Source organism: Isoptericola sp. NPDC058082, from assembly GCF_042885055.1.
GTDB lineage: Bacteria > Actinomycetota > Actinomycetes > Actinomycetales > Cellulomonadaceae > Isoptericola.
This window is the reverse complement of the sequence record NZ_JBHVSQ010000013.1, coordinates 103,725-118,403: the sequence shown is the minus strand read 5'-3', so window position 1 is coordinate 118,403 and position 14,679 is coordinate 103,725. Positions and strand designations below refer to the sequence as shown.

The 14,679-nt window shown below is 74.9% G+C and carries 16 protein-coding genes; 5 read left to right on the top strand and 11 right to left on the bottom strand.

Annotated features, from left to right (window positions below):
- Window positions 1-103 precede the first annotated feature (103 nt).
- From argH to ACFVS0_RS16720, 9 genes are all read right to left on the bottom strand, one after another.
- Entirely contained in the window at window positions 104-1,561 is a 1,458-nt protein-coding gene (gene argH, locus ACFVS0_RS16760) for an argininosuccinate lyase (RefSeq protein ID WP_430588588.1), read from the bottom strand.
- 1 nt (window position 1,562) lies between these two features.
- Window positions 1,563-2,792 carry an argininosuccinate synthase gene (locus ACFVS0_RS16755; RefSeq protein ID WP_430552216.1) on the bottom strand — a complete coding sequence of 410 codons (1,230 nt, stop codon included), beginning with the start codon at window positions 2,790-2,792 and terminating at the stop codon, window positions 1,563-1,565.
- An 87-nt stretch (window positions 2,793-2,879) separates the two neighbouring features.
- The gene (locus tag ACFVS0_RS16750) at window positions 2,880-3,422 is read right to left on the bottom strand and encodes an arginine repressor (protein ID WP_430588587.1); all 543 of its coding nucleotides are present in this window, start codon (window positions 3,420-3,422) and stop codon (window positions 2,880-2,882) included.
- Window positions 3,419-4,351 (bottom strand): ornithine carbamoyltransferase, encoded by a 933-nt coding sequence (gene argF, locus ACFVS0_RS16745; protein ID WP_430564223.1) that lies wholly within the window; start codon window positions 4,349-4,351, stop codon window positions 3,419-3,421. The genes ACFVS0_RS16750 and argF overlap by 4 nt, the downstream gene beginning before the upstream one ends.
- A complete protein-coding gene (locus tag ACFVS0_RS16740; protein ID WP_430552219.1) occupies window positions 4,351-5,670 on the bottom strand; it encodes an acetylornithine transaminase in 1,320 nt (439 codons plus the stop codon). The genes argF and ACFVS0_RS16740 overlap by 1 nt, the downstream gene beginning before the upstream one ends.
- On the bottom strand, window positions 5,667-6,611 hold the full coding sequence (gene argB, locus ACFVS0_RS16735; RefSeq protein ID WP_430552220.1) for an acetylglutamate kinase: 945 nt from the start codon (window positions 6,609-6,611) through the stop codon (window positions 5,667-5,669). Before argB ends, ACFVS0_RS16740 begins: the two co-directional genes overlap by 4 nt.
- Window positions 6,608-7,789 carry a bifunctional glutamate N-acetyltransferase/amino-acid acetyltransferase ArgJ gene (gene argJ, locus ACFVS0_RS16730; RefSeq protein WP_430564222.1) on the bottom strand — a complete coding sequence of 394 codons (1,182 nt, stop codon included), beginning with the start codon at window positions 7,787-7,789 and terminating at the stop codon, window positions 6,608-6,610. Before argJ ends, argB begins: the two co-directional genes overlap by 4 nt.
- A complete protein-coding gene (gene argC, locus ACFVS0_RS16725; RefSeq protein ID WP_430552222.1) occupies window positions 7,786-8,874 on the bottom strand; it encodes an N-acetyl-gamma-glutamyl-phosphate reductase in 1,089 nt (362 codons plus the stop codon). Before argC ends, argJ begins: the two co-directional genes overlap by 4 nt.
- Before the next feature lie 65 nt (window positions 8,875-8,939).
- A complete protein-coding gene (locus ACFVS0_RS16720) occupies window positions 8,940-9,458 on the bottom strand; it encodes a GNAT family N-acetyltransferase (RefSeq protein ID WP_430552223.1) in 519 nt (172 codons plus the stop codon).
- 23 nt (window positions 9,459-9,481) lie between these two features.
- Here ACFVS0_RS16720 and ACFVS0_RS16715 point away from each other — a divergent pair, with 23 nt between their 5' ends.
- Genes ACFVS0_RS16715 through ACFVS0_RS16705 form a run of 3 tightly spaced genes read left to right on the top strand, consistent with a single transcriptional unit; the run spans window position 9,482 to window position 11,737 of the window.
- Entirely contained in the window at window positions 9,482-10,129 is a 648-nt protein-coding gene (locus ACFVS0_RS16715) for a class I SAM-dependent methyltransferase (RefSeq protein ID WP_430588586.1), read from the top strand.
- Window positions 10,126-10,743 (top strand): DUF1684 domain-containing protein, encoded by a 618-nt coding sequence (locus ACFVS0_RS16710; protein WP_430588585.1) that lies wholly within the window; start codon window positions 10,126-10,128, stop codon window positions 10,741-10,743. The genes ACFVS0_RS16715 and ACFVS0_RS16710 overlap by 4 nt, the downstream gene beginning before the upstream one ends.
- A gap of 10 nt (window positions 10,744-10,753) precedes the next feature.
- Window positions 10,754-11,737: a quinone oxidoreductase family protein gene (locus ACFVS0_RS16705; RefSeq protein WP_430586290.1), complete on the top strand. Its 984-nt coding sequence runs from the start codon at window positions 10,754-10,756 to the stop codon at window positions 11,735-11,737.
- A gap of 10 nt (window positions 11,738-11,747) precedes the next feature.
- On the opposite strand, the gene ACFVS0_RS16700 is transcribed toward ACFVS0_RS16705, so the two are convergent.
- Window positions 11,748-12,038, bottom strand: a complete 291-nt coding sequence (locus ACFVS0_RS16700; protein WP_430588584.1) for a VOC family protein — start codon at window positions 12,036-12,038, stop codon at window positions 11,748-11,750.
- Between the two features lie 58 nt (window positions 12,039-12,096).
- On the opposite strand from ACFVS0_RS16700, the gene ACFVS0_RS16695 reads away from it, so the two are divergent.
- Window positions 12,097-12,906 carry a methyltransferase domain-containing protein gene (locus tag ACFVS0_RS16695; protein ID WP_430588583.1) on the top strand — a complete coding sequence of 270 codons (810 nt, stop codon included), beginning with the start codon at window positions 12,097-12,099 and terminating at the stop codon, window positions 12,904-12,906.
- 34 nt (window positions 12,907-12,940) lie between these two features.
- Window positions 12,941-13,726 carry an LLM class F420-dependent oxidoreductase gene (locus ACFVS0_RS16690; protein WP_430552228.1) on the top strand — a complete coding sequence of 262 codons (786 nt, stop codon included), beginning with the start codon at window positions 12,941-12,943 and terminating at the stop codon, window positions 13,724-13,726.
- A gap of 33 nt (window positions 13,727-13,759) precedes the next feature.
- Here the strand turns inward: ACFVS0_RS16690 and ACFVS0_RS16685 are convergent, their stop codons facing one another.
- Complete coding sequence (locus ACFVS0_RS16685) at window positions 13,760-14,629, bottom strand: SDR family NAD(P)-dependent oxidoreductase (RefSeq protein ID WP_430588582.1); 870 nt, start codon at window positions 14,627-14,629, stop codon at window positions 13,760-13,762.
- Window positions 14,630-14,679 lie beyond the last annotated feature (50 nt).

The following is a 14,679-nucleotide window of genomic DNA, read 5'->3' as shown; positions in this document are numbered from 1 at the left end:
TTTTCCCCCATTTTGAACCTTCCCCCCCCTGGACACCCCACACCGAAAACAACTCCGCCCCCCCCCCCGGGAAGGGCCGTCCCCGACGTCGGTACGGATCCGCTCAGCTGTCCGCCCAGATGCGGAACTCGGCCGAGCGCTCCTTGGCGGCCTCCACCTGCTCGGTGACCCGCGCGGGCGCCGTGCCGCCGACGCCGTCGCGCGACGCCACGGAGCCCTCGACGCTCAGCACCTCGCGCACCCCCGGGGTCAGGTGCTCGGAGATCGCGGCGAGATCGGCGTCCGTGAGGTCCCACAGCTCGATGCCGCGCTCCTCGCAGACCCGGACGCAGGCGCCCGCCACCTCGTGCGCGACCCGGAACGGCACGCCCTCGCGCACCAGCCACTCGGCGATGTCGGTGGCCAGCGAGAAGCCCTGCGGGGCGAGCTCGGCCATCCGCGCCGTGTCGAACGTGAGGGTGCGGACCATGCCCGCGAACGCAGGAAGCAGCACCGTGAGGGTGGAGACCTGGTCGAAGACCGGCTCCTTGTCCTCCTGCAGGTCGCGGTTGTACGCCAGCGGCAGGCCCTTGAGCGTGGTGAGCAGCCCGGTGAGGTCACCCACGAGCCGGCCCGCCTTGCCGCGGGCGAGCTCCGCGATGTCGGGGTTCTTCTTCTGCGGCATGATGCTCGACCCGGTCGACCACGAGTCGTCCAGCCGCACGAAGCCGAACTCCTTCGTGTTCCAGAGGATGATCTCCTCCGAGAGCCGGGACAGGTCGATCCCGACCATCGCGGACACGAACGCGAACTCCGCGACGACGTCGCGCGCGGCCGTGCCGTCGATCGAGTTCTCCACCGGGCCGTCGAAGCCGAGCTCGGTCGCGACCGCCGCCGGGTCGAGCCCCAGCGACGAGCCCGCGAGCGCCCCCGACCCGTAGGGCGAGCGTGCCGCGCGCACGTCCCAGTCCACGAGCCGGTCGACGTCGCGCAGCAGCGGCCACGCGTGGGCCAGGAGCTGGTGCGCCAGCAGCACCGGCTGGGCGTGCTGCAGGTGCGTGCGGCCCGGCATCACGGCCTCGCCGGCGTCCTGCGCCTGCACGATGAGCGTGTCCACGACGTCGAGCACCTGCCGCACGACGACGCGCGCCTGGTCGCGCAGGTACAGCCGCACGAGGGTGGCGATCTGGTCGTTGCGCGAGCGGCCCGCGCGGAGCTTGCCGCCGAGCTCGGTGCCCGCGCGCTCGATGAGGCCGCGCTCGAGGGCCGTGTGCACGTCCTCGTCGCCCAGCACCGGGAGGAACGCGCCCGACTGGACGTCGGCCAGCAGGACGTCCAGCGCGTCGAGCATGCCGGCCAGCTCGTCGTCGGTCAGCAGGCCCGCCGCGTGCAGCACGCGGGCGTGCGCCCGGGAGCCGCGGATGTCGTACGGCGCGAGCACCCAGTCGAAGTGCGTCGACTGGGACAGCGCCTGCAGCTCCGGCGACGGGCCGCCGGAGAACCGGCCGCCCCACAGGGAGACGTTGTCGCCCTGCGTCGTCACCGCGTCGGGCCCTGCGCCCGGCGTGACCTCGGAGCCCACGTCAGAACTCCCCGACGCCGAAGTCCACGCCGTTGCCGAACTTCTCGTCACGGGCCGCGGCCTGCTTGGCGGCGAGGCCGTAGATCTCGATGAAGCCCCGGGCGTGCGACTGGTCGAACGAGTCGCCCTCGTCGTAGGTGGCGAGGTTGAAGTCGTACAGGCTCGACTCCGAGCGGCGGCCGGTCACGGTGGCCCGGCCGCCGTGCAGCACCATGCGGATGTCGCCGGAGACGTACTTCTGGGTCTCGTCGACGAAGGTGTCGAGGTTCTTCTTCAGCGGGGAGAACCACATGCCGTCGTAGACCAGCTCGGTCCAGCGCTGCTCGACCTGCCGCTTGAAGCGGGCCTGCTCGCGCTCGAGCGTGACGTTCTCCAGCTCCTGGTGCGCGGCGATGAGCGCGACGGCACCGGGCGCCTCGTAGATCTCGCGGGACTTGATGCCCACGAGGCGGTCCTCGACGATGTCGATGCGGCCCACGCCCTGGGCGCCGGCGCGGCGGTTCATCTCCTGGATCGCCTGCAGCGGGGTCACGGCGACGCCGTCGAGCGCGACCGGCACGCCCTGGTCGAAGGTGATGACGACCTCGTCGGCGACCGGCGGGAACGTCGGGTCGTCCGTGTAGGAGTAGACGTCCTTGGTGGGCTCGTTCCAGATGTCCTCGAGGAAGCCGGTCTCCACCGCGCGACCCCACACGTTCTGGTCGATCGAGAACGGGTTCTTCTTGGTGGTCGCGATCGGCAGGTCGTGCCGCTCCGCGTAGTCGATGGCCTTCTCGCGCGTGAGCGCGAGGTCGCGCACCGGGGCGATGGACTTGAGGTCCGGGGCCAGCGACGTCGTCGCGACCTCGAAGCGGACCTGGTCGTTGCCCTTGCCGGTGCAGCCGTGCGCGACGGTCGTCGCGCCGAACTGGCGCGCGGCGCGCACGAGGTGCTTGACGATCACCGGGCGGGAGATCGCGGAGACCAGCGGGTAGCGGTCGAGGTACATCCCGTTGGCCTTGAGCGCGGGCATGCAGTACTCCGCCGCGAACTCGTCGCGCGCGTCGGCGACGTACGCCTCGACGGCGCCGCAGTCGAGCGCGCGCTTGCGGATGACGTTCATGTCCTCGCCGCCCTGGCCGACGTCGACGGCCACGGCCACGACCTCGGCCCCGGTGGCCTCGGCGATCCAGCCGATGGCCACGGAGGTGTCCAGGCCGCCCGAGTAGGCGAGCACGACGCGATCAGTCATCACAGTTCTCTTTCTTGCGAGGGGGTTCGGGTCAAGTCTGGCAGTGCGGGACCGTGGGGGCCACGGTCCCGCGTCGTCCGGACCGGGTCAGGGCCCGGTCAGCTCGAGGAAGCGCCGGGCCAGGTCGTCGCCGCCGAGCGGGTCGCGGGCGATCACGAGGATCGTGTCGTCGCCCGCGATGGAGCCGAGGACGCCCGGGAAGACCGAGTGGTCGATCGCGGACGCGAGGTAGTTGGCCGCGCCGGGCGGGGTGCGCAGCACCACGAGGTTCCCGGACGCCTCCGCCGACACGAGCAGGTCGTTGCAGAGCCGGGCGAGGCGCGCGGCGACGTACTCGACGTCGTGCTCCCCCACGCCCGCGGCCTGCACGCTGCGGTCGCCGCCCTCGCCGGGCACGGCGTAGACGAGCGCCCCCGCCGCGTTGCGGACCTTCTCCGCCCGCAGCTCGATGAGGTCGCGCGACAGGGTGCCCTGCGTGACGGTGACGCCCGCGTCGGCGAGCTCGCGGGCCAGCTCGGCCTGCGAGTGGATCGCCGTGCGCCGCACGATCTCGACGATCCGCGCGTGCCGGGCGGCCTTCGTCGTCGGGCCCGCGACCTGGCCCGACGGGGCCCCGTCCGCCGCGCTCACCGGTGCTCCAGCAGCCAGGTCAGCAGCGCCTTCTGCGCGTGCAGGCGGTTCTCCGCCTCGTCCCAGACGACGGAGGACGGGCCGTCGATCACCGAGGCGCTGACCTCCTTGCCGCGGTAGGCGGGCAGGCAGTGCAGGAAGATCGCGTCGTCGGCCGCGGCGGCCAGCAGCGCGTCGTCCACGCGGTAGGCGTCGAGCGCGGCGAGCCGCTCGGCGGCCTCGTCCTCGTCGCCCATCGAGACCCAGGTGTCCGCCGCGACGACGTCGGCCCCGGCGACCGCCTCCCGGACGTCGGTCGTGACCGTCACCGAGCCACCGGTCGTGGCGGCGATCTCCCGGGCGCGGGCGACGACGTCCTCGGGCGGGAGATAGCCCTCGGGGCCGGCCACGGCGACGTGGAGGCCGGCGGTGACGCCGCCGAGCAGGTACGACGCGGCCATGTTGTTGCCGGCGTCCCCGACGTACGCGAGCCGCTGCCCGGCCAGGGCGGAGATGCCGCCCCGGTGCTGCGCGACCGTCAGCAGGTCGGCCAGGATCTGGCACGGGTGGAAGCCGTCGGTGAGCGCGTTGACGACCGGCACCCGCGAGACGGCGGCCATCTCGTCGATGCGCTCCTGGCCGAACGTGCGCCACACGATGGCCGACACCTGACGGTCGAGCACGCGCGTGACGTCCGCGACGGACTCGCGCACGCCCACCTGGGCGAGGCGGCCGTCGACGATCACCGGGAAGCCGCCGAGCTCGGCGACGCCGGTCGAGAACGAGACCTGCGTGCGCAGCGTCGGCTTGTCGAACAGCACGGCGACGCCCTGCGGGCCCGCGAGCGGCGTGCGCACGAACCGGTCCTCCCGGAACGCCATGCCGAGCTCGAGGACCTCGCGCTGCTCGTCCGGGGTGAGGTCGTCGTCGCGGAGGAAGTGGCGGGGCATCAGGGCTTCCCTTCAACGGGCTGGTCGACGGGCGTCGAGGCGGGGACGGTGACGGCGGCGAAGAACCGGGCGACGTCGCGCGCCTGCTCGGCCGTGAGGATCAGCGGCGGGGCCAGGCGGATCGCGTCCGGGGCGACGGCGTTGACGACGAAGCCCGCCTCGAGGGCCGCCGCCGCGACGTCGGCCGCGACGGGCCGGGTGAGCTGGACGGCGAGCAGGAGACCCTGCCCGCGCACGCCGGCGACGAGCGGGTTGCCCGCCGCCTCGATCTCGGTCCGCAGCACCTCGCCGACGCGGCGGACGTTCTCGAGGAGGCCGTCGCGCTCGATGACGCCGAGCGTCGCCAGCCCGGCGGCGGCCGCGACGGGGTTGCCGCCGAAGGTGGTGCCGTGCTGGCCACGGCCGAGCAGCGTCGCGGCGCGCTCGCCGAACGCGATCGCGGCACCCACCGGGAAGCCGCCGCCGAGACCCTTGGCCACGGTGACGACGTCGGGCACGACGCCGCCGCCGATCTCCGGCTGCTGGAACGCGAACCAGGAGCCCGTGCGGCCGACGCCCGTCTGGACCTCGTCGAGGACGAGCAGCGCGCCCGCCTCGGCGGTGAGCCGCCGGGCGTGCGCCAGGTAGCCCGGGGGCAGCGGCCGCACGCCGGCCTCCCCCTGCAGCGGCTCGACGACGAGCGCCGCGACGCCGCCCCGCTCCGCGACGGCCTCCGGCGAGAACGCCTCGTCGAGGGCGGCGGTGTCGCCGAACGGCACGTGCTCGACGCCGCCGGGCAGCGGCTCGAACGGCTCGCGGTACGCGGCCTTCGCCGTGAGGGCGAGGGCGCCCATCGACCGGCCGTGGAAGCCGCCCTCCAGGGCCAGGACGCGGGTGCGGGTGCCGTCGTCGCCAGGTCCGTCGGAACGGTTGCGGCGCGCCATCTTGAACGCCGCTTCCACCGCCTCGGTGCCCGAGTTGGTGAAGAACACCCGGGAGCCCTCGGGCGCGCCCGCGAGGTGCAGGAGCCGCTCGGCCAGGCCGATCTGGGTGGGCGTGGCGAAGAAGTTCGACACGTGCCCGAGGGTGCCCAGCTGCGCGCTGATCGCCGCCGTGAGGGTGGGGTGCGCGTGGCCGAGCGCGTTCACCGCGATCCCGGCGAGCAGGTCGAGGTAGCGCCGCCCGTCCGCGTCCCACACGTAGGCGCCCTCGCCGCGCACCAGCACACGCTGGGGCGGGCCGAACGTGTCCATCACCGCATGGGTGTAGCGATCGGTCCAGGCGGCGTTCGAGGCGTCGGCGAGGGCGCCTCCGCTCACCGACTGCAGGGTGTCGCTCACGCGCCTGCCTCCTTGCTCGCAGTGGGATCGGTGGTGGTGGCCGTCGGCGCGGGCACGACCATGGTGCCGTTGCCGCGGGTGGTGAAGACCTCCAGGAGCACGGAGTGCGGCTGGCGGCCGTCGATCACGGTGGCGCGCGGCACGCCGCCCTGGACGGCGCGCAGGCACGCCTCCATCTTGGGCACCATGCCGGACGTCAGGCTCGGCAGGAGGGCCGCGAGGTCCGGCGCGGAGATCTCCTCGACGAGGGAGTCCTTGTCGGGCCACGACGTGTACAGGCCCTCGACGTCGGTGAGCATGATGAGCTTGCTCGCGCCGAGCGCCACCGCGAGCGCGGAGGCGGCCGTGTCGGCGTTGATGTTCAGCACCTGGGTCGGGTCGTCGACGTCGGGCGCGACGGTCGACACGACCGGGATGCGGCCGGCGTCGAGCAGGTCCTGCACCGCCCCGGCGTCCACCTGCACGACGTCGCCCACGAGGCCGACGTCGACCGGCTCGCCGTCGACCACGGCGTGGCGGCGGGCGGCGCGGAACAGCCCGGCGTCCTCCCCCGACATCCCGACGGCGTGCGGGCCGTGCGCGTTGATGAGGCCGACGAGCTCGCGCGAGACCTGGCCCGTGAGCACCATGCGCACCACGTCCATCGCCTCGGGCGTGGTGACGCGCAGGCCGCCGCGGAACTCGCTGTGGATGTCCAGGCGCTCCAGCATGGCGTTGATCTGCGGGCCGCCGCCGTGCACGACGACGGGCCGCAGCCCCACCTGGCGCAGGAAGACCATGTCCTGCGCGAACGCGGCCTTGAGCTCGCCGTCGATCATGGCGTTGCCGCCGTACTTGACGACGACGAGCGCCCCGGCGAACTCCTGGAGCCACGGCAGCGCCTCGAGGAGCACCTCGGCCTTCTGCTCGGGCGCGAGCCCGTTCACGACGTCGCTGCTCATGAGCTGTACGCGCTGTTCTCGTGCACGTACGCGTGGGTGAGGTCGTTGGTCCACAGCGTGACCTCGGCGTTCCCGGCGTGCAGGTCGATCGTGATGTCGACGTCGCGCGACGCGGCGAGGTCCACGTTCTCCGGCGACTCGTGCGCCCCGCCCGCCTTGCACACCATGACGCCGTTGACGCTGACGTCGAGCTCCAGCGGGTCGAACGGCGCGACGTCCTCCGGGACCGTGCCGACCTGCGACAGGATCCGGCCCCAGTTGGGGTCGTTGCCGAAGATCGCGGCCTTGACCAGGTTGGACCGGCTCACGGCCCGGGCGACGGCCAGGCCGGCGTCCTCGCTCGTGGCGTGCGTGACCGTGATCGCGACGTCGTGGGACGCGCCCTCCGCGTCGGCCACGAGCTGGCGCGCCAGGTCGGCGCAGACGGCGGTCACGGCCTCGGCGAACGCGGCGTCGTCCGGCGTCGCCCCGGACGCGCCCGACGCCATCAGCACCACGGTGTCGGACGTGGACATGCAGCCGTCGGAGTCGACCCGGTCGAACGTCGTGCGGGTCGCGGCGCGCAGCGCCGCGTCGGTGGTCCCGGCGTCCACGACGGCGTCCGTCGTGATGACGCAGAGCATCGTGGCGAGCGCGGGAGCGAGCATTCCCGCCCCCTTGGCCATCCCGCCCACCGTCACCGTGCCGGACGGCGTCTCGATCGTGCGCACCGCCGTCTTCGGGACCGAGTCCGTGGTCATGATGGCCGTGGCGGCGCTCGTGCCCGACGCCTCGTCCGACCCGAGCGACTCCGCCACGACCGGGATCCCGGCGAGGAGCTTCTCGGCCGCGAGGCGCACGCCGATGAGGCCGGTCGAGGCCACCAGGACGTCGATCGCGCCGATCCCGAGCACCTCGGCGACCTTCTCCGCCGTGGCGTGGGAGTCCTGGAACCCGCCCGGGCCGGTGCACACGTTCGCGGCGCCCGAGTTCAGCACGACGGCGCGGGCGACCCCGTCCTTGATCGCCTGACGCGACCACATCACCGGCGCGCCGACCACGCGGTTGCTCGTGAAGACGGCGGCGGCGGCGTGCTGCGGGCCGTCGTTGACGACGAGGGCGAGGTCGGGGGTCCCGGAGGCCTTGAGGCCGGCCGTGATCCCGGCGGCCCGGAACCCCTGCGCTGCGGTGACGCTCACGGTGCGACTCCTTCGGTGACGAGGCCTGCCGTCTCCGGCAGGCCGAGGGCGAGGTTCATGGCCTGGACCGCCTGGCCGGCGGTGCCCTTGACCAGGTTGTCGATGGCGGTGACGGTCACGACCCGCCCGGCGGCGGCGTCGAGGGCGACCTGCACCAGGGCGGTGTTGGCGCCGAGCGTGGCGGCCGTCGTCGGCCACTGACCCTCCGGCAGCAGCTCGACGAACGGCTCGTCGGCGTAGGCCTCCGCCCAGGCGGCGCGGACGTCGGCGGCCGTGGCGTCCTCGTGGCCCGGCGCGAGGCGCGCCGTGACGGTGGCGAGGATGCCGCGCGACATGGGCACCAGGGTGGGCGTGAAGCTGATCGACACCGCGGGCGCCCCGGCGGTGCGCAGGTTCTGCGCGATCTCGGGGATGTGCCGGTGCGTGCCGCCGACGGCGTACGGCACGGCGGAACCCAGGCCCTCGGCAGCGAGCAGGTGCGGCTTGAGCGACTTGCCCGCGCCCGAGTAGCCGTTGGCGAGGACCGCCACGACGTCGGCCGGGCTGACCAGGCCGGCGGCGACGCCCGGCTGCAGGCCGAGGGTGACGGCGGTGACGTTGCAGCCCGGCACGGCGATCCGGCGGGCGCCCGCGAGGTGGTCGCGCTGGGCCCCTGTGACGTGCCCCGCGCCGTCCGCGTGGAGCAGCTCCGGCAGGCCGTAGGGCCAGGTGCCCGCGTGGGCCGAGCCGTAGAACTGCTCCCAGTCGGCGGCGGACGCGAGGCGGTGGTCGGCACCGAGGTCGAGGACGAGCACGTCGTCGGGCAGCTGCGCGGCGATCTCCCCGGACGCCCCGTGCGGGAGTCCGAGCACGACGACGTCGTGGCCCGCGAGCGCCTCGGGCGTGGTCGGCTCGAGGACACGGTCGGCGAGCGAGCGCAGGTGGGGCTGCAGCGCGCCGAGCCGCGCGCCCGCGTTCGAGTGCGCCGTGAGCGCCCCGATCTCCAGCGCGCGGTGGCGCGCCGCGAGGCGCAGGAACTCGCCCCCGGCGTACCCGGAGGCACCGGCGACGGCGACACGGAACGTGCGCGACTCAGTGCTGACCATATGCAGCACTATACATACCTATGCAGAGCGTCGGGACCTGTTTCTCACGGCACGGGCGCCGCGGGTCACGCGACGAGCGGCAGGTACATCACGTGCAGCCCGACGTACCCGTGCGACGGGCTGCGGAACGCGCCCGGCACCGTGCCGACGACCTCGAACCCCAGCGACCGCCACAGCCGCACGGCCACCTCGTTGGACTCCACCACCGCGTTGAACTGGATGCCGCGGAAGCCCTGCTCCCGGTGCCACGCGACGACGTGCTCGCCGAGCGCCCGGCCCACCCCGAGCCCGCGCGCGGCGGGCGACACCATGAACGACGCCGTGCCCACGTGGTCGCCGTGTCCCGGCCGGTTCGGCCCCATCTTGGCCGTGCCCAGCAGCGCCCCGTCGGCGCCCACCGCCACGACCGTCGCGCCCGGGGCGCGCTCCATCCAGATCTCCCGCGCCTGCGCGCTCGTGAGGTCCAGCGGGTAGACGTAGGTCTCGCCCTCGCGCACCACCGCCTCGACGGTCGGCCAGAGGGCGGGCCAGTCGTCGTCGGTCGCGGGACGGATCATGAACGGCGCGCGGGTGTCTCGGGTCACGGGCGAAGCATAGGGTCGAGGCCGTGACCTCCCGTCCCGCAGACCTCCCCGCCGACGCCCCGGCCGACGACGTATCCGTCGCGGTCGCGGCGGCCTACGACGCCCGCGCCGCGACGTACGACGAGAGCGCCATGCACCGCGACCTCGCCGCCCGGGTCGCCGCGTTCTGCGAGCTCGACGACGTCCGCGACGTGCTCGACGTCGCCACGGGGACGGGCCTGGTGCTGCGGGCGCTCGTGGCGCTGGCCCCGCGGCCGCTGCGCCTGACCGGCGTCGACCTGTCCCCCGACATGCTCGCCGTCGCCCACCGCGGCTCGCCGGGCGCGACCCTGCTGCGGGCCGACGCCGCCGCCCTCCCCCTGGCCGACGGGTCGGCAGACCTCGTCACCTGCGTCACGGCCCTGCACCTGGTCCCCGACCCGCGGGCGGTGCTGCGCGAGTGGGCGCGCGTGCTGCGGCCCGGCGGCCGGGCCGTCACCGCGACGTTCACGGCGTTCGGCGGGCCCGGGCCCGGACCGCGCGCCTTCCCCACCCACCACGACGCGTTCGCGGACCCGGGCCTGCTGGCGACGCAGGCCGCGGCCGCAGGGCTGCGCCTGCGGCGGCACGCGGACTGGCGCCACGACGACGGCGACGCCTTCCTGCTCGGCGAGCTCGAGGTGGCGGCATGACGCCGCAGGTCGCCCTCGAGCTCGCGGACTGGCGGCGGAGCGTGGCCGAGCTCTACGCCGCCGTCCGCGCGGCGCCCGACCCCGCGAGCGGGCACGCGACGTGGCGGGCGGGCCGCGACGGCCTCTTCCGCGACCACCCGCAGAGCCCGCTGCCCGCCGACGACCCGCTGCGCGCCACCGGCCTGCCGTACTGGCCGTACGACCCGGCCGTGCGCTTCGAGGTGCCGCTGCGTCCGGCGCCGCCGGCGCGGCTCGAGCTCGACACGGGCGCGGACGGCACGACGACGATGGAGCGGGTCGGCGTGCTCGAGCTGCCCGGGCTGGGCACGCTCGACGCCTGGTGGCTGGCGCAGTACGGCGGCGGGCTGTTCGTGCCGCTGCGGGACGGCACCGCAGGTGCCGAGACGTACGGCGGCGGACGGTACGTCCTCGACACCGCCAAGGGCGCCGACCTCGGCGGGCGCGACGGCCTCGTCGTGGTCGACCTCAACCTGGCGTACCACCCGTCCTGCCGGTACGACCCCGCCTGGACCTGCCCGCTCGCCCCGGCCGGCAACCGGGTCGACGCGCCCGTGCGCGCGGGCGAGCGGCTGGACCGGCCTCCGGCTGCGTAGGCTCGGACGCATGCACGCAGTCGTGGCCCGCGCGGCGGGTGGTCCCGAGGTCCTGGAGTACGTCGAGCAGCCCGACCCCGCGCCCGGCGCGGGCGAGCTCCTCGTCCGCGTCGCGGCGGCGGGGGTCAACTTCATCGACACCTACCGCCGGGCGGGCGTGTACCCCATGCGCTACCCGCACGTCGTGGGCGTCGAGGGCGCCGGGACGGTCGAGGCGCTCGGCGACGGCGTGGAGGGCTTCGCCGTCGGCGACGAGGTGGCCTGGAACGAGGCGCCCGGCTCGTACGCCGAGCTCGCCGCCGTCCCGGCGGCGAACGCCGTGCGCGTCCCCGCGGGCCTCGACCTCGTCACGGCCGCCGCCCTGCCGTTGCAGGGGATGACGGCGCACTACCTCGTCGCGTCGACCTTCGAGGTCGGGCCCGGCCACGACGTGCTGCTCACGGCCGGCGCCGGCGGCGTCGGCCTGCTCGCGACCCAGCTCGCGGTGGCGCGCGGCGGGCGCGTCATCACCACCGTGTCCTCGCCCGAGAAGGCGGCCCTGTCGTCAGCGGCCGGCGCCGCGCACACCGTCGACTACGCGGCGATGGGCGACCTCGCGACCGAGCTGCCCGCCGTCGTGCGGGACCTCACCGACGGGCGCGGCGTGCACGTCGTGTACGACGGCGTGGGCCGCGCCACGTTCGACGCCTCGCTCGCGTCCCTGCGCCCGCGCGGCACGCTCGTGCTGTTCGGCGGAGCGTCGGGACAGGTGCCGCCCTTCGACCCGCAGCGGCTGAACTCCGGCGGGTCGCTCTACCTCACCCGGCCGACGCTGGCCCACTACCTCCTCACCCGGGGCGAGCTCGAGTGGCGGGCCGCCGAGGTGCTGGGGGCGGCCGCCGCGGGCGACCTGGACGTGCGGATCGGCGAGCGGCTCCCGCTCGCCGACGCGGCGCAGGCGCACCGCGCCCTGGAGGGGCGCGGCACGACGGGCAAGGTCCTCCTGGTCCCCTGACCGGTGGCGGTCAGCCCGCCGTCGGGCTCGAGACGTGCCAGCGGTGCCCGTACGGGTCCACCACCCACGCGCTGCGCCAGCCCTCCTGGGGGCCGTCGTCGACCCCGCGCTCGAGGCGGGCACCACCGTCGACGAGGTGCGCGACGACGCCGCCCTCCTCGATCCGGAAGCGCTCCTGCGCGCCGAAGGCCCTGCGGTAGTAGTCGATCGCCTCGGACGCCCCCCGTACGGCGAGGTACGGGACGACGGTCGCGGGGGTCGCCCCGCCGCGGCCTGGCGGCGCGATCCTGTCGGGCTCCACGTCGACAGCCTGGTGCGTGCGGGGCCCGCGCGCTAGTCTCTCGACATCAAGAGACTTGATGTCGAGAGGAATTGTCGTGGCCGACTGGTCCCCCACCGCGTACCTGCGCTACACCGCCGAACGGTCGCGCCCCTTCGGCGAGCTCGTCGCGCGCGTCGTGCGCGACCCGGCGAGCATCGTCGACCTGGGCTGCGGCCCGGGGCACCTCACCCCCGTGCTGCGCGAGCGGTGGCCGGCCGCCACGTTCGTGGGGCTCGACGCCTCCCCCGCGATGATCGAGAAGGCGCGCGCCGCGGACCCCGGGGGCCGCTACGAGCTCGCCGACGTGCGCGACCACGCCGCCGGACGCGGCCCCGCCCCCGAGGCCGACCTCGTGATCAGCAACGCCACCCTGCAGTGGGTGCCCGGGCACCGCGACCTGCTCCCCGCCCTCGCCGCCACGGCCCGCCAGACCTTCGCCTTCTCCGTCCCGGGCAACCACGACGCCCCGAGCCACCGCACCCTGCGGGAGGTCGCCGGGCGCGGGCCGTACGCCGCCGTCGTCGGTCCCGTCGAGCGCCGCGCCGTCGGCGACCCCGCCGAGTACCTCGCGCTCCTCGGCCGGCCGGGATGGTCGGTCGACACCTGGGAGACCACGTACACGCACGTGCTCGACGGCGACGACCCCGTGCTGCGCTGGATCTCGGCGACCGGCGCCCAGCCGGTGCTGCACGCGCTCGACGCGCACGACGCCGCGCACGGCACCGACCTGCGCGCCCGGTTCGACGCCGAGCTCGGCGCCGCCCTGCGCGAGGCCTACCCGGGGTACCCGTTCGGCACGCCCCTGGCCTTCCGCCGCGTCTTCGTGGTCGCCACGCGGAGCTCGTGACGGCGACGGGCACGAACGGTCGTAGGCTCGCGCCGTGACCGAGACCAGCCACCCGATCCGCATCGGGGTCCAGCTCCAGCCGCAGCACGCCGACTACGCCCAGATGCGCGACGCCGTCCGGCGCGCCGAGGACGCCGGCGTCGACGTGATCTTCAACTGGGACCACTTCTTCCCGCTCTCGGGCGACCCGGACGGCAAGCACTACGAGTGCTGGACGATGCTCGGCGCCTGGGCCGAGCAGACCGAGCGCGTCGAGATCGGCGCCCTCGTCAGCTGCAACTCCTACCGCAACCCCGACCTGCTCGCGGACATGGCACGCACGGTCGACCACATCAGCGGCGGCCGGCTGATCCTCGGCATCGGCGCCGGCTGGTTCGCCAAGGACTACGAGCAGTTCGGCTACGAGTTCGGCACGGCGGGCTCGCGCATCGCCGACCTGGGCGCGGCGCTCCCCCGCATCAAGGCGCGGCTCGCGGCCGCCAACCCTGCCCCGACGCGGGAGATCCCGATCCTGATCGGCGGGGGCGGCGAGAAGAAGACGCTGCGCCTCGTGGCCGAGCACGCCGACGTCTGGCACTCCTTCGGCGACGTCGACACCCTGACCCGCAAGTCCGCGATCCTCGACGAGCACGGCGAGGCCGTCGGGCGCGACACCGGTCGCCTCGTGGAGCGGTCGGTCGGCGTGGGCGCGCCGCCCGAGGAGGTCGGGCAGAAGCTGCTCGACGCCGGGGCCACGCTGTTCACGATCGGCACGAGCGGGCCCGACTACGACCTGTCGCTCGTCGAGCAGTGGGTGCGCTGGCGCGACGAGCGCCGCTGACCCGCCGCTCGCGCCCCGGCCGGGGTGCCCCGGTCAGCGACCGGTGAGCACCTCGGCCAGCGGGTCGTCCGCCGCCGCGGGCTGCACGCGCAGCCGGCGGGCGGCGGGGGCCGCCGCCTCCTGCGCGAGACGTGCCAGGGACTCCGGGGTGTCGTGCGAGGCGCGGACGAACCAGCCGGAGCAGGCGTCGAGGTCGCCGCGCGCGAACGCCGTCACGAGGTCGACCGTCCGCTCGACGGGCGTCCACTCGGTCCGCCCCTCGTGGGCGCGCATCGCCCCCGTCATGTCCGTGCGCACGACGCCGGGCGCGACCTCCAGCACGCGCAGGCCCCGGTCGTGGCCGGCGAGGTGGAGACCGGCGCCGAGGCGCATCAGCGCGGTCTTGCTCGCGTTGTAGGCGGTCGCGTCGCCGTTGTCGTGCGAGCCGGCGCCGCTGTTGAGGTCGACGACCCGCCCGCCGCCGCGCGCCAGCATCCCCGGCACCGCGTGCCGGGCGAGCAGGAACGGGCCCCGGACGTTCGTCTCGAGCACCGACCACCACTCGTCCGGGTCGGCCTCCCACAGCGGCACCTCGGCGTCGATGCGGCCGGCGTTGTTGACCAGCAGGTCCACCGACCCGAGCCCCCCGTCGGCCGGGGACGCCTCGGCCGCCCGCACGGCGGCCGCCACCGCCGCGGCGTCGGTGACGTCGGCCGGCAGCTCAAGGGCGACCCGGCCGAGGGCGCGCACCTCGCGCGCGACCTCCGCCAGCCGGCCCGCGTCCCGCGCCACGAGCGCGACGTCCAGCCCGGCCCGGGCGAGCCCGAGCGCGACCGCGCGGCCGATGCCGCGGCTCGCCCCGGTGACGAGCGCGGTCCGGGGGGGGGGGGGGGGGGGACACCGACCCAGAACAACAGAGCACACCACCACACAAAACCCACCCAACACCCCCCCGCTCCACAGCGATGCTCACA